Origin of the sequence: Halorubrum sp. GN11_10-6_MGM, assembly GCF_005435165.1 — an archaeon.
In the GTDB taxonomy this organism is placed as follows: Archaea; Halobacteriota; Halobacteria; order Halobacteriales; family Haloferacaceae; genus Halorubrum.
On record NZ_SGUC01000018.1, the window covers coordinates 27,314 to 40,562 of the forward strand.

The window sequence follows — 13,249 nt, forward strand, 5'->3', positions numbered from 1 at the left end:
ATCATAATTTATCCGCGGGGGTCGCGGTCCGTCGCGACCGACGGGAGAGGCGGGGCGACGCCGGCCCTCCCCGGACTCCCCGCGACCGCCGGCGGGCGGGTAAGCGAGGACCGACCGCAACGACGCGTTTTAGTCGGCGAGTGTGGTGGATGGAAACGAAACGGCCGCGCGGGGCCGACGAGACCGGCGCCGCAACGCGGACCGACGCGGGACACGCACGACATGACACGGACCGACAGCACGCGGGCGACGACCGATAGCACGCGGGCGACGACCGATAGCACGCGGGCGACGACCGATAGCACGCGGGCGACGACGGACGATGGGTGAGGACGAACCGACGGCGGCGGACGCCGACTCCGAATCCGGTTCGCCAGCGGACGCCGAGTCGGGATCGGAGGCCTCCGGCGTCGACTACGCCGCACGGGCGGCCGACACGCTCGGCTTCTCGCGGTGGTGGCAGATCGCCGCCGCGGCCGGGATGATGGCCGCGGTGAGCCCGTATCAGTACGTCTGGTCGTCGATCGAGCAGCCGCTCGCGGCCAACCTCGACATCGCGCTGCCGGCGCTGGGCGCGGTGTTCTCCTTTTACGTCGTCTTTCAGTCGCTCTCGCAGTTTCCCGCGGGCAAGTGGCGAGACAGCCGCGGCCCGGGCGCGCTCACGTTCCTCGCGGCGATTCTGGCCGGCGGCGGCTACATCGGCCTCGCGTACGCGACGAGCCTCTGGCAGCTGTACCTGCTGTACTCGCTGGGGGCGGTCGGCGTCGGCATCGTCTACACCGTCGCCGTCAACACCGCCGTCAAGTGGTTCCCCGACCGGACGGGGCTGACGACCGGCGTCGGGACGATGGCGTTCGCGGCTGGGAGCGCGCTCGTCGTCCCGTACGTCCGGGTGAACGCGACCCCGGCAGCGTACAGCGACGTACTCCGCAACATCGGGATCGGGATCTTGGTCGTGACGCTCGTCGGCTCGTTCCTCCTCCGCGATCCGCCGACGGACTGGCTGGACCGTGGAGACGGCGACGAGGGTGACGACGGCGACGACGGGCTCGCCGCGTCGATCCGCGGCCGCAACTACTCCACGCGGGAGATGCTCTCGACGTGGCAGTTCTGGCTGCTGTTCGCGATGTTCGTCGCGATGGCGAGCGCCGACCTCCTCGTCATCGCGAACGTGGTCCGGTTCGCGGAGAACTTCGGGCTGGCGGCGCTGATCGCGACGCTCTCGGCGACGCTTCTACCCATCTCCGCGGGCGTCTCGCGGCTGGTCCTCGGCGAGGCGATCGACCGGTTCAGCCGCAAGCGCGTGATGGCCGGGTCGTTCCTCCTCGCCGGGCTGTTCCGGATCGGGCTGGTCGGCGCCGGCGAGGCCGGCAACGGCGCCGTCTTCGTCGCGTTCGTCCTCGGCGCGATGTTCTTCTCCTCGCCGCTGTACGTCTTCTTCCCGTCGCTGCTGGCCGACTACTACGGCGCGGCCAACTCCTCCGGGAACTACGCCGTCCTGTACACCGCGAAGGTCGGCGGCGGCATCTTCTCCGGGACCGTCGCCGGCTACCTCGTCGCGACGACCGGATGGAACGCCACCTTCGTCCTCGGCGGCGGGCTCGCGGTCGCCGCCGGACTCGCGGTGTTCCTCCTCCGCCCGCCGAGCGGTTCGGGGCTGGAGACGAGCGAGTCGGCGACCGCGGACTGAACGGCGCCGCGGTCCATCTCTCACGTCGGCGCCCGCGCTCCCCGGCGGACCGCGAGCGACCAGCAGCCGACCGCGACGCCGCCGACCGCGAGCACCGCGTTGACGCCGGTCGGTTCGAGGCCGAACGGCGTGAACGCCGGCGAGATCGACGCGTGAAGCAGGAAGCCGACCGCGACTGCGGCGGCGACCCGGCGCGGGCGCCACACCCACGAGTCGACGTCGCTCCTCGCCGGACTGAAGACGCGGTCGCCGGACGCGACGAGGACGTGTCCGACACCGAACACGGCACCGAGCGCGGCGGAGCCGGCGAGGTCGACGGCGACGCTCGTCGCGAAGGCGCGGTACCACAGCACGTGCGCGAGCCTCGCCGCGGCGCCGAGCGTCAGGACGAGCGAGAGGTCGAACATCCCGACCGCGACGCGTCGCGGGGTCACGGGTTTGTTCCCACGACGGCGTAGAACGGGTCCTCGCCGGGGCGCTCCGCGATCCGGTCGACGACGTCGAACCCGCCCGCGTCGAGATATCGCTCGACGAGACCGGCGCGGTCGCCCATCGAGGCGGCACGCCACGCGCGGACCGCCTTCGTCGGGAACATGCGGTTCGAGAAGCTCACGACGACCGTTCCGCCGGGCGCGAGGACCCGGGCGAACGCCGCGAACACCGGACCGGGATACTGGAGGTACTGGACCGACAGCGCACAGCAGACGACGTCGAACGTTCCGTCGTCGAACGGGAGCGACGGGTCGGCGTTGAGGTCGCGGACGACGAACTCGTCGAGCCGGTCGTTGGCGGCCAGTTCGGCCTCGTTGAGCCCGTGTCCGACGACGCGCTCGTACTCGGTGTCGGGCAGGTGCGACACCCAGCTACTCATCGCGTCGAGGACGCGGTCGCCCGGCTCGGTGACCGAGTCGTACAGGGCGGTCAGCCGCGCGAGGAAGGCGTCGTCGGCGTGGGTGACGAACCGCGGTTCGTCGTAGAACGCCCCGTCCGGCCGGTCGTCGCGCTTGCGGCGGTCGCGGTCCGAGAGGACGGTCGGCACGGTATCGGAGCGTGGGGCGCGGGACGGAAGAGCGCGTCGCCGGCGCGAGCGGCCGCCCGCGGTCGCGTCCGTTGCCTCCGTCACGCTCGTGTTCCCCCCGCCACGCTCGTCGCCCCCACCGGACGCCTTTTTGCCGACGGGATTTTACCGTCTGGTAATGGACTCCACCACCGCCGCCGACAGCGGCCTTCACCCGGCGCCTCGCTCCGAGGTATTTCAGAATCAGGGGAAGTTCCGCACGCGGTTCAACTTCCCCGGCCGCAACCTCTCGGACCACGACGACCACGGCTACGGGCCGCTCTCGACCGTCGTCGAGTCGTTCATGGACCCGGGCACGCTGATCCGGATGCACCAGCACCGCGACGAGGAGATCGTCTCGTGGGTGCCCGCGGGCGTGATGCGCCACGACGACCGCGAGGGGAACGAGCTCGTCACCGACTCGGAGCACCTCCTCGTGATGAACGCGGGGTCGGGGTTCTGGCACGCGGAGGAGACGCTCGCCGACGACCCGCCGCTGCGGATGCTCCAGATATTCGTCCGGCCGACGGAGCTCGGCATGGAGCCCGGCATCCAGCACGGCCCGCTGCCGGAGCCCGAGCCGAACGAGTGGCGCCGCGTGTTCGCGCCCGCGGGCGCCGACCACCCCTTCACCGTGCGCAACGCGGTCGACTGCTTCGACGTGCGCCTCGACGCCGACGCGGGCGCGACGCTCCCCGAGATCGATGGCCGCGACGCCTACGTGTACGTCTTCGAGGGGAGCGTCGACGTCGACGGCGTCGCGCTCGACGAGACGGAGAGCGCCCTGTGGACCGGCGACGGCGCCCCGCCGACCGTGAGCGCGGGCGACGAGGGCGCGACCGTCGTGGCGTTCCTGATGGACCCCGACGCGCCCGTGACGCGGCAGGGGACGATCGGACGGTAGCGCGACGACGAGCCCGAACGCTCAACTCCCGGCCCGCCGAACGCGACGTATGCGCACCCCGATCGCCGCCGCCGGGCTCGTCGCGCTCGGCGTTCTCCTGATGGCGAACCCCCTGTTCCTCCCCGTCGCGGTCGGCGAGCCGAACCCCGCCTACACGCACACCGTCCAGCCGGTCGGTGAGGGGTCGGTCGCCGGCATCGAGTCGCCGGCGACCGGCGTGGAGAACGGGTCCGACGGCGGAAGCGAGTCGAACGCGTCCGACGCGGTCGTCGCGTACGCTGACCTCGATCCCGACGCGCGGGCGGCCTTCGACCGGGCCCGCGACGCGCCCGAGGGCGGGTTCGGCGTCGAGAGTCCGGACGAGCGCGTCGACTCGCTGTCGTACCCCGCCGACCCGACGCTCGGCGACGGGCTGCTGATAGTCGAGCGCGACGGCGAGCGGTACGAGTTCTGGACCCGAACCGTCGAGCGCGAGCCGGGGGCCGTCGTCGCTCAGCGGGTCCTGCTCCAGCCGGTCGCGTTCCTCGTCGGCTTCCTCGCGGTCGTCGCCGGCGCCGCCGTCGGGCTTCGGGAGCAGCTCGCCGGGGAGTGACGGGGACGGCTCGGCGGGGAGTGACCGAGTGAACTCACTCCGAGGCCGTTGGGGTCGGCTGGCCCACGGGCGTGGGTGCGTCACCGGCCTCGATCGCACGGCGGGTCGACTCGCCGATCTCAACGAGGTGACACAGGGGATTGCCGGGGTAGACGACCGGGTTCTCCAGAAGGCCGATCAGCAGGCCGGTGAAGGGGGCCTCGACCGCGACCGCGTCCTCCTTGAACGGATTGGTGATCGTCGCGATGCGCTCGCCCTCGCGGACGAGCGAGCCGCTCTCGAAGTGGGTGTCGACGATGCCGCCGGAGTCGGCGCGCAGCCACGTCTTCTCGCCCGTGCCGGCGACGACCGTGCGCCAGCCGGGCCAGCGCACCGTGTCGGTCTCCAGCAGGCCGTACTCCGCGAAGACGGAGCGCACGCCGGCGAGCGCGTCGTCGATCAGCGGGCGCTGAAACCGGTGGGCCTCCCCCATCTCGATCGTGATCGTGGGGATGCCGTCGTCGGTCGCCTCGCCGCGGAGGGTGCCGCTCGGGCCGTCGCTGTCGATGATCACCTTCGATCCGAACCCCATCGCGAGCCGGTACACCGCCTCGTCGGTCATGTCCGCGCGGACGTGGAGCATGTTCGTCCGCCCGCGCGTCGAGGTGTGGAAGTCCAGCCCGAAGTCGCAGGGCGCGATGAAGTTCTCGTAGATCCGGTGGGCCATCCGCTTCGAGCTGGTCGAGCCGGGTTTCCCGGGGAACGACCGGTTCAGGTCGCGGTCGTACACGGGGAGATATCGCTGCTGAGCGAGGAAGCCGGGGACGTTGAGGACGGGGAGACAGACCAGCGTGCCCGCAAGCTCCGAGAGGTCCCACTCGTGGGCGACCTCGCGGACGACCTCGATCCCGTTGAGTTCGTCTCCGTGCGCGGCGGCGGTGAGGAAGGCGGTCGGCCCGTCGCGCTCGCCGTTGACGATGGTGACCGGAATTCGCACCGGGTCGCCGAGGTACGTCTCGCTGATTCCGTAGCGGATGTTCTGCGTTTCGCCGGGCGGCACCGCCCCGCCGTTGTACGTGAACGCCCGGTCGTCGCTCATGCTCCAGCGGAACACGGCGCCGGGTATATATATGGCGACCGGGCGACCCGACGTCCCCCCGAGTCGAGTCGATCGGGGCGTCTTTTAGGGCGGCCCGCGCAAGGAGAGGTATGAGTTCGGACTCGGTTCGGGTGGGAGTGCTGTCGCTACACAACAGCAAGGAGACGAAGGCGATCTGTAACGCGGTCGAGGACCTCGGCCACGAGCCGGTGTGGCTCCGCGAGGAGAACGCCGCGGTCAGCGTCGAGGACGGCGACGTGTCCGTCGAGCCCGCGGTCGACGTGATCGCGAACCGGCTGCTCCTGTCGAACACCGACCAGCCCGCGGAGCTGCTGGGACTGGCGACGACGTTCGAGCGCATCCGGCCGATGCTGAACGAGCCGGACGCCGTGCTCGCGTCGATCCACAAGTTCGCCACCGCCGCGACGCTGGCGGACTGGAACATCCGCGTGCCGGACGCGCTGCTCGCGCTCTCGAACGATCGCCTCAACGAGGGCCGCGAGCGGTTCGGCGACGTCGGCGTGTACAAGACCGCGATCGGCACCCACGGCGGCGGGACGTGGAAGGTGGACCTCACGGAGCGCGTGAACCCGAAGGTGGGAAACCGGCAGGCGTTCCTCCAGAAGCTCATCGACCGCGACGACGAGAAGCACCGCGACCTGCGCGTGTACGTCGTCGGCGACGAGATCGTCGGCTCGATGTACCGCTACGCGCCCGAGGGCGACTGGCGCACCAACGTCGCGCTCGGCGGCGCGGTCGAGGACGCGACCGACGACATGCCCGAGGAGGCCGCCGACACCGCGCTGTACGCCGCCGAAGTGATGGACCTCGACTACGCCGGCGTCGACCTCGTCGAGGGGTACGACGGCTGGTACGTCCTCGAGGTGAACCCCACGGCGGGGTTCAAAGGGCTGTACGAGGCGACCGGCACCAGCCCCGCGCCACACATCGCGAAGCTCGCGATCGAGACGGTCGGCGGCGAGGTCGACGACGACGACGTCGACCGGATCGCCGCGACGCTCGACGACTCGCGGCCCTCCTGTGCCCCCGCGCCGAAGCCGAACTCGACCGAGCAGCCCGACATCGGCTACATCGAGGAGGTCGTCGTGACGGGGACCTCCGGCTCCACGCAGGCGCTCGCGAAGTCCGACACGGGCGCGACCCGGACGAGCATCGACACGCAGCTGGCGGCCGAGATCGGCGCCGGCCCGATCAAGAGCATGACGCGGGTGAAATCGGGCAGCGTGAAGGGCGGGAAGGCGCGCCCGGTCGTCGACCTCGTGATCGGGATCGGCGGGAACCAGCACACCGTCACCGCGAGCGTCGAGGACCGCGGGCACATGGAGTACCCGCTGCTGCTCGGCCGCGACATCCTCACCGACTACCGGGTGGACGTGCGCCGGCGCGCCGACACCGACGAGGCCGAGCGCGACGAGGCGGGGGAGATCTTAGAAGAAGAGGAATAGACGGAGACGCCCGTCGCCGAGGCGGAGCGGTTGCGGCGGCGCGTGCCTCCGAGCGTGCCGCCGAAGGCGGCCGCGAGGAGCACGCGCGAGGGAGTCGCTGGCTCCCGGAGCGAAGCGGAGGGTGCCAGCGACGAGGCTGGGGAGGTGTTCGCTGTCAGTCCAGCATCATTCGTTTATTATCGAGCGACCGGAGCGTTGGCGGTAGCCTCCACAGCAGATCCGAATCCGGCCAATTACGACTCGTATTCGGCCCAGATGTACCGCGTGCCGTAGCTCCGGTAGGGGCGCCACACGTCGCCGATCTCGCGCATCTCGGCGCGCGACAGCTCCCCGCCGTCGGCGTACACCTGCTCGATCCCCTTCCGTACCGCGAGGTCGCCGAGGGGGAGCACGTCCTCGCGGCCGAGCGCGAAGATGAGGTACATGCGGGCGGTCCACGCGCCGACGCCGCGGATCTCGGTGAGCCGCTCGACGACCTCGTCGTCGCTCAGGTTCGCCAGCCCCTCCCGGGTGAAGTCGCGCTCGTCGTCGCGGAACGCCGCGGCGGCGTCGCGCAGGTACTCGACTTTCGTTTCGCTGAGCCCGGCCTCGCGCAGGGCCGACTCGTCGGCGGCGAGGACACGGTCGGGCGTCGGCTCGCCGCCCAACACGTCCAGGAACCGCTCGCGGATGGCCGCCGCGGAAGCGGTCGAGAGCTGCTGGTTCACGATCGAGGTACAGAGCCGAGCGAACTCGTCGGCCGCGGGCGCGACGTCGAGGGGGCTGTGCCGGTCGACGAGCGTTGCCATCGTCGGGTCCTCGCGCAGCGTCGCAGCGACTCGGTCGTCCATGTCGGGGAGACGGGAGCGCGACACGAGTAGGTTCGGATCGGTGCCGGGCCGCCACGGCGTCGCGCCGCGGGACGCGAAAGGGGGTTCGACCCTCACCCGAATAAACTTACGGACCGTTTTGCGTTTGGAAGATGGAAACGTTCAACCATGACGGTTCCGACCGTCCGTGTATGCAACTCGAAGACGTCCAGCGCGTGGCGGTACTCGGCGCCGGAAACATGGGGCACGGGATCGCGGAAGTCGCCGCGCTCGCCGGCTACGACGTGTCGCTGCGCGACATCAACGAGGAGCTCGTCGAGAAGGGGTACGACCAGATCGAGTGGTCGCTCGGCAAGCTCGCGGAGAAGGACCGGATCGGCGACGACGAGGCGGACGCCGCGCTCGACCGCGTCGAGGCGTTCGTCGACCTCGAAGACGCGCTCGACGGCGCCGACGTCGTCGTCGAGGTCGTCCCCGAGAAGATGGCGATCAAGAAGGACGTGTACGACGAAGTCGTCGAGTACGCCCCCGAGGAGGCCGTCTTCGTCACCAACACCTCCAGCCTCTCCATCACCGAGCTGTCCGAGGTCACCGACCGCCCCGAGCGCTTCTGCGGCATGCACTTCTTCAACCCGCCGGTGCGGATGGACCTCGTCGAGGTCATCTCCGGGGAGCACACGAGCGAGGAGACGCTCGAACTGATCGAGGGGCTCGCGGAGTCGATGGGGAAGACCCCCGTTCGGGTGCGAAAGGACAGCCCGGGCTTCATCGTCAACCGCATCCTCGTCCCGCTGATGAACGAGGCGGCGTGGATCGTCGAGTCCGGCGACGCGACGATGGAGGCGGTCGACTCCACCACGAAGTTCGACATGGGCCTCCCGATGGGTTCGTTCGAGCTCGCGGACCAGGTCGGCATCGACGTGGGCTACCACGTACTGGAGTACATGCACGAGGTCCTCGGCGACGCCTACCGCCCCTGCCCGCTGCTCGGCGAGAAGGTCGAGGCGGAGGAGCTCGGCAAGAAGACCGGGAAGGGCTTCTACGACTACGAGGACGGCGAGGGCGCCCAGATCCCGACCGACGCGGTCGACGCCGACGTCCGACGCCGGCTGCTCGCGGTGATGGCCAACGAGACGGCCGGGCTGATCGGCAACGACGTGGCCGACGCCGACGACGTCGACGAGGCCGTCAAGCTCGGCGCGGGCTTCCCGGACGGTCCGGCCAAGCTCGCGGACGAGGAGGGGCTCGACGCCCTCGTCGAGACGCTCGACGACCTCGCCGACGAGACCGGCGAGGAACGCTACGAGGCGACCGACTACCTGCGCGAGGCCGCCGAGGCGGGCGGGTTCCGCGGCGCCGGCGACGCCGATGGCGACGGGAGCGACACGGCCGACTACGAGGTGCTCAACGTCGCGGTCGAGGACCGCGTCGGGCACGTCGAGATCGACCGCCCGCACCGGATGAACACGATCAGCGGCGAGGTCCTCGACGAGCTCGCCGACGCGGTCGACCGGTTCGACGCCGACGACGAGGTGCGGGCGATCCTGCTGTCCGGCGCCGGCGACCGCGCCTTCTCCGCGGGCGCGGACGTCCAGAGCATGGCCGCGGGCGGCGCCGACCCGATCCACGCCGTCGAGCTGTCGCGGCAGGGCCAGCAGACGTTCGGCAAGCTGGAGTCGTCGGACAAACCCGTCATCGCCGCCATCGACGGCTACTGCCTCGGCGGCGGGATGGAGCTCGCGACCGCGGCGGACATGCGTATCGCCTCCGAGCGCTCCGAGCTCGGCCAGCCCGAGCTCGACCTCGGCCTGCTCCCGGGGTGGGGCGGCACGCAGCGGCTCGCACGGATCGTCGGCGAGGGGCGCGCGAAGGAGATCATCCTCACCGCCGACCGCTACGACGCCGAGACGATGGCCGACTACGACTTCGTCAACGAGGTCGTCCCGGACGACGAGCTCGACGAGCGGGCGCGGGAGCTGGCCGAGCAGCTCGCCGGCGGCCCGCCGATCGCACAGAAGTACACGAAGCGCGCGATCCACGCCGGCCGGACCGACAACGAGGCCGGGCTGGAGGTCGAGGCGATGGGCTTCGGCCACGTGATGAACACCGACGACCTCATGGAGGGGATCACGGCGTTCATGGGCGACGGCGAGCCCGAGTTCGAAGGGAAGTAGGGCGCGAGCGGGTCGGCCGTGGCGGTGGAGACAGTCATGTCTCCGACTGTGTATTTTAGCATCCACCACCGGGTAAAGCCGGAGAAATCTTGAGCGGTGGGAGTTTCACGTTCGCAGTCACGGGGACCCAATCTGCGGGAATCCATTCAACCCAGTCGTCGTGGTCAGTAGTTGACTGATGTTAACGAAGCGAATTTCTCGTTCGCACATTAGAGATCATTAACTTCTGAACGACCTCGTTACAAGTGGCAGGCTGGCCGCCCCCGAGGGTCGTTCGGAATCTGCCCCGCTCCGACCTGACCCTACCAATGTCCCATATTTATCATAGTTTGATGTATATATTAGAAACGCGCGCTGCGCTACTGTTGACAGATGTGTCTTCTTATGAGTAGATTCGTCCTGCGTCTGTAGCCGTAGATGTTCTCTTTGACTCTCATAACCAAATTATTAATATTCGACACATACAAATATTGAACGATGAGTGGTCAACTGTTCTGGAAGTATCCAACTTCGAGTAAGATACAGTCGTCGCCTACAGTAGTAAATGGGACACTCTTCGTTGGCAGTACTGATGGCACCGTCTACGCACTCGAAGCCGAGACAGGACGCGAACGCTGGCAATTTACAACTGATGACACGGTTGTCTCGTCGCCGACAGTGGTTGATAAGACTGTCTTCGTTGGAAGTGACGACGGCAACGTATACGCGCTGAATGCGGCCTCGGGTGAGAGACAGTGGCACTTCGAGACAGGAGAGTCGGTCCAATCTTCGCCAACAGTAGCGGATCAGACTGTCTTCGTCAAAAGTAACGACGGCATTGTGTACGCGCTGAACGCGACCTCGGGTGAGAGCCAGTGGCGCTACAAAACCACGGGATCTTCCCCTCAGTCACCGGTTGTTGTAGACGGAACACTCTATATTGGCACCGGAACGACTGGTTCCTCCCACTCTACCGGTAGCGTGACCGCGCTTGATATTAGTACTGGACAGGTACAGTGGAGATTCGAGCCGTTCGAGTTCCCGTGTGGTCACTCGTCGCTAACGGTGTCCAATTATACACTCTTTGTTGGTACGTGGATTCTTCACGCCGACAAATCTAAGCAGGGATACGTCCACGCTCTGGAACCCGATACAGGAGATGAACGGTGGCGGGTGGGATTGAACGGCTGGGTCGAATCGACTACCGTACCCACGGTTGCGAAAAATACCCTTTTTACGGTAACCTATTCAGAGAAGTTACACGCTATTGACATCAGCACTGGGAAAAATGGGATGCTGACGGCGTGTCAAGATTCCAATCTCCCACAGTAGTGGATGGGACGCTTTTTACCGGTGATCAGGATGGTAACGTCTATGCGATTGACATTACATCCGGAGAGAAACATGTTCTGTTCCGCTTGGGAGACAGAACTGTGTCTTCACCAACAGTAGTGAATGGTGTTCTTTATATTGGATGTGATGACGGTAACGTTTATGCTCTGGATATAGAGACAAAGGCATCAAGTGATGACTCTCGAGTATTATTAGGTACGCTGGGTCATCATAAGAATCGTGTAACGACAGATCCAGCACGGATATCAAGCCACCCACATAATTCTCCTAACCAAAGAGATCCCGGTAAACCATCGGACGAGGACACAGACAGTCCAGTTGACTCGACGTACCTTTCGTCAGATCACACGACCGTTGCTATTGAAACTGGAGACACATCTCGTGAGCCAGATCTGGCTGCTGTCTCAAGCCCTCCTCGGAGAGCGTTAACAGACGACGAGATTGAGGCGGGAGAACCGATTGGGAGTGGTGGTCAAGGAATTGTACATCAGGCAAAAATTCTGGACGATTGTCCACCCAATCAGGTTGCTCTAAAAGAACCACAACAACAGAACCGTACTCTCAACAAATCGGTTGTTGAGTCATTCCTCGAGGAAGCTGAAACGTGGGAGATGCTCGACAACCAGGAACGTCAGAAGCCCCGGTGGAATACCTCTGAGCATATTGTGGGAATCGTCGACACCGGTGACCAGTTGCCGTGGATTGCAATGGAATACATGGACGGGGGTAGTCTTGGGGATAGACTGGCCGACCATCCAGACGGATTCCCGATAGACGAAGCACTATGGATAGGGGAGTGTATCTGTCGCGGAGTCGAACTCGCGCATAACAACGGAATTGCACACTTAGACATCAAACCCGAGAATATCTTGTTCCGTGAAACCAAGGACAGGAAGTGGGACGTTCCAAAACTCGCGGATTGGGGGGGATCACGGAAACTCGCTGAACAAACCGGAACGATGGAAGCGTTGTCCGTGGAGTACGCTGCTCCCGAACAGTTTGAACAACAAAAATTTGGGGACCCAGACATGCTCACAGACATCTATCAAGTCGGTGTCCTACTGTACACGGTCTTCACAGGAGAGCCGCCGCACACAGGATCTCAGCTCGCGGTAAGGTGCGCTGTCGTCAACGATACAAAACCAAAAGCACCCAGTGACTGTAGATCCGAACTGCCGGCTGAGTTGGATCGGATTGTTCTCAAAGCAATGGCTCAAAAAAAATCGGAGCGATATAGAACAATTAGCATACTTGTCAACGAGCTCCAATCACTTCGTACCGGTGATGGAGTCACAAAGCGATCAGAAAAGTCAGAGCCGGAATCAGGATGATGAGGAACGAGATACAGTGAACCAGAAGTCCCCGTCGCTTTCGAAAACAAATTCTGTCCTAGGTGTAAGAGTATTCTGAATCCGATAATTACAAGCGAATCACGATAGTTGACGGAGCGATTATATTGCTCTTTGCTGCGGCTATTCGGTCGCGTTAAGTTTGGCGTGAATTGTGGTAGACGGCGAAGGCTTCGAGCCAGTTTTGAGCTGTCTCTAGCGCGACATTGCTGAAACTATTCGCAAACGATGACGTTCGTCGTTCTATTTCCCAAAAGACACGTTCGATGGCATTCCGATTTCCATGTCGAATGATTTGAAATCGATAACCATCTTCAGCGAGAACTGATCCGAGATAGTCTGCGTCATCGACGAGAAATTCCACGTTATTGAGTTGATAGCGGCGGTGTAGCTCGGTCAGAAACCATCGCGTGATCTGTTTATTTGCGGTCGGATAGAGGCTCACGTGAAGGATCTCGTTCGTCTGTGGATCAACCGCGCCGTACAGCCAGAACTTCTGGCCATGGAGGCGGATCATCTTTTCGTCAACCGCAAGCTGATCCTCGGAGACGGTCGAGATCGGCTGTAGATCGGCTTTATGAACCCAGTTATGAATAGCGACGTGACTCCGATCTATCCCAAAGCTTTCGAGAAATTTACTTATCTCACGTAGTGACATACCGACCAAGTGACAGCGAATCCCTACTTCAATCGCCCATCGCGGCGTTCGATCTCGCTCCACAAACGACAAGTCGATCCACGCGATACGTTCGCTGAGGCGTTCGATTTCGGCCATAGACACTCTGAAGTCGAGCGCCT

At 65.3% G+C, this 13,249-nt stretch carries 12 protein-coding genes; 7 read left to right on the forward strand and 5 right to left on the reverse strand.

Features of this window, described 5'->3' with window-relative positions; genetic code table 11:
• Positions 1-322 precede the first annotated feature (322 nt).
• The gene (locus tag EXE46_RS10245) at positions 323-1,690 is read left to right on the forward strand and encodes an OFA family MFS transporter (protein ID WP_137688296.1); all 1,368 of its coding nucleotides are present in this window, start codon (positions 323-325) and stop codon (positions 1,688-1,690) included.
• A 20-nt stretch (positions 1,691-1,710) separates the two neighbouring features.
• On the opposite strand, the gene EXE46_RS10250 is transcribed toward EXE46_RS10245, so the two are convergent.
• Complete coding sequence (locus EXE46_RS10250; RefSeq protein ID WP_137688297.1) at positions 1,711-2,124, reverse strand: hypothetical protein; 414 nt, start codon at positions 2,122-2,124, stop codon at positions 1,711-1,713.
• Complete coding sequence (locus EXE46_RS10255; protein WP_137688298.1) at positions 2,121-2,729, reverse strand: class I SAM-dependent methyltransferase; 609 nt, start codon at positions 2,727-2,729, stop codon at positions 2,121-2,123. The genes EXE46_RS10250 and EXE46_RS10255 overlap by 4 nt, the downstream gene beginning before the upstream one ends.
• Positions 2,730-2,886: 157 nt before the next feature.
• Between EXE46_RS10255 and EXE46_RS10260 the strand changes: the two genes are divergently transcribed.
• Positions 2,887-3,651 carry a pirin family protein gene (locus EXE46_RS10260; protein ID WP_137688299.1) on the forward strand — a complete coding sequence of 255 codons (765 nt, stop codon included), beginning with the start codon at positions 2,887-2,889 and terminating at the stop codon, positions 3,649-3,651.
• 49 nt (positions 3,652-3,700) lie between these two features.
• Positions 3,701-4,243 carry a hypothetical protein gene (locus EXE46_RS10265; protein ID WP_137688300.1) on the forward strand — a complete coding sequence of 181 codons (543 nt, stop codon included), beginning with the start codon at positions 3,701-3,703 and terminating at the stop codon, positions 4,241-4,243.
• Between the two features lie 34 nt (positions 4,244-4,277).
• On the opposite strand, the gene EXE46_RS10270 is transcribed toward EXE46_RS10265, so the two are convergent.
• The gene (locus EXE46_RS10270) at positions 4,278-5,321 is read right to left on the reverse strand and encodes a succinylglutamate desuccinylase/aspartoacylase family protein (protein WP_137688301.1); all 1,044 of its coding nucleotides are present in this window, start codon (positions 5,319-5,321) and stop codon (positions 4,278-4,280) included.
• A 110-nt stretch (positions 5,322-5,431) separates the two neighbouring features.
• On the opposite strand from EXE46_RS10270, the gene EXE46_RS10275 reads away from it, so the two are divergent.
• Positions 5,432-6,787 carry a RimK/LysX family protein gene (locus EXE46_RS10275; RefSeq protein WP_199234152.1) on the forward strand — a complete coding sequence of 452 codons (1,356 nt, stop codon included), beginning with the start codon at positions 5,432-5,434 and terminating at the stop codon, positions 6,785-6,787.
• A gap of 233 nt (positions 6,788-7,020) precedes the next feature.
• Here EXE46_RS10275 and EXE46_RS10280 read toward each other — a convergent pair whose 3' ends face one another.
• Positions 7,021-7,617: a DNA-3-methyladenine glycosylase gene (locus tag EXE46_RS10280; RefSeq protein WP_137688302.1), complete on the reverse strand. Its 597-nt coding sequence runs from the start codon at positions 7,615-7,617 to the stop codon at positions 7,021-7,023.
• A gap of 170 nt (positions 7,618-7,787) precedes the next feature.
• Between EXE46_RS10280 and EXE46_RS10285 the strand changes: the two genes are divergently transcribed.
• The 3 genes from EXE46_RS10285 (at position 7,788) to EXE46_RS10295 (ending at position 12,433) form a co-directional block, all read left to right on the forward strand.
• A complete protein-coding gene (locus tag EXE46_RS10285) occupies positions 7,788-9,770 on the forward strand; it encodes a 3-hydroxyacyl-CoA dehydrogenase/enoyl-CoA hydratase family protein (RefSeq protein WP_137688303.1) in 1,983 nt (660 codons plus the stop codon).
• 477 nt (positions 9,771-10,247) lie between these two features.
• A complete protein-coding gene (locus tag EXE46_RS10290) occupies positions 10,248-11,081 on the forward strand; it encodes a PQQ-binding-like beta-propeller repeat protein (protein WP_137688304.1) in 834 nt (277 codons plus the stop codon).
• Positions 11,054-12,433 (forward strand): protein kinase, encoded by a 1,380-nt coding sequence (locus EXE46_RS10295; protein WP_137688305.1) that lies wholly within the window; start codon positions 11,054-11,056, stop codon positions 12,431-12,433. The genes EXE46_RS10290 and EXE46_RS10295 overlap by 28 nt, the downstream gene beginning before the upstream one ends.
• A 154-nt stretch (positions 12,434-12,587) precedes the next feature.
• Here the strand turns inward: EXE46_RS10295 and EXE46_RS10300 are convergent, their stop codons facing one another.
• Positions 12,588-13,226, reverse strand: coding sequence for an IS6 family transposase (locus tag EXE46_RS10300; RefSeq protein ID WP_137688306.1), 639 nt, complete (start codon positions 13,224-13,226; stop codon positions 12,588-12,590).
• Positions 13,227-13,249: the final 23 nt, after the last annotated feature.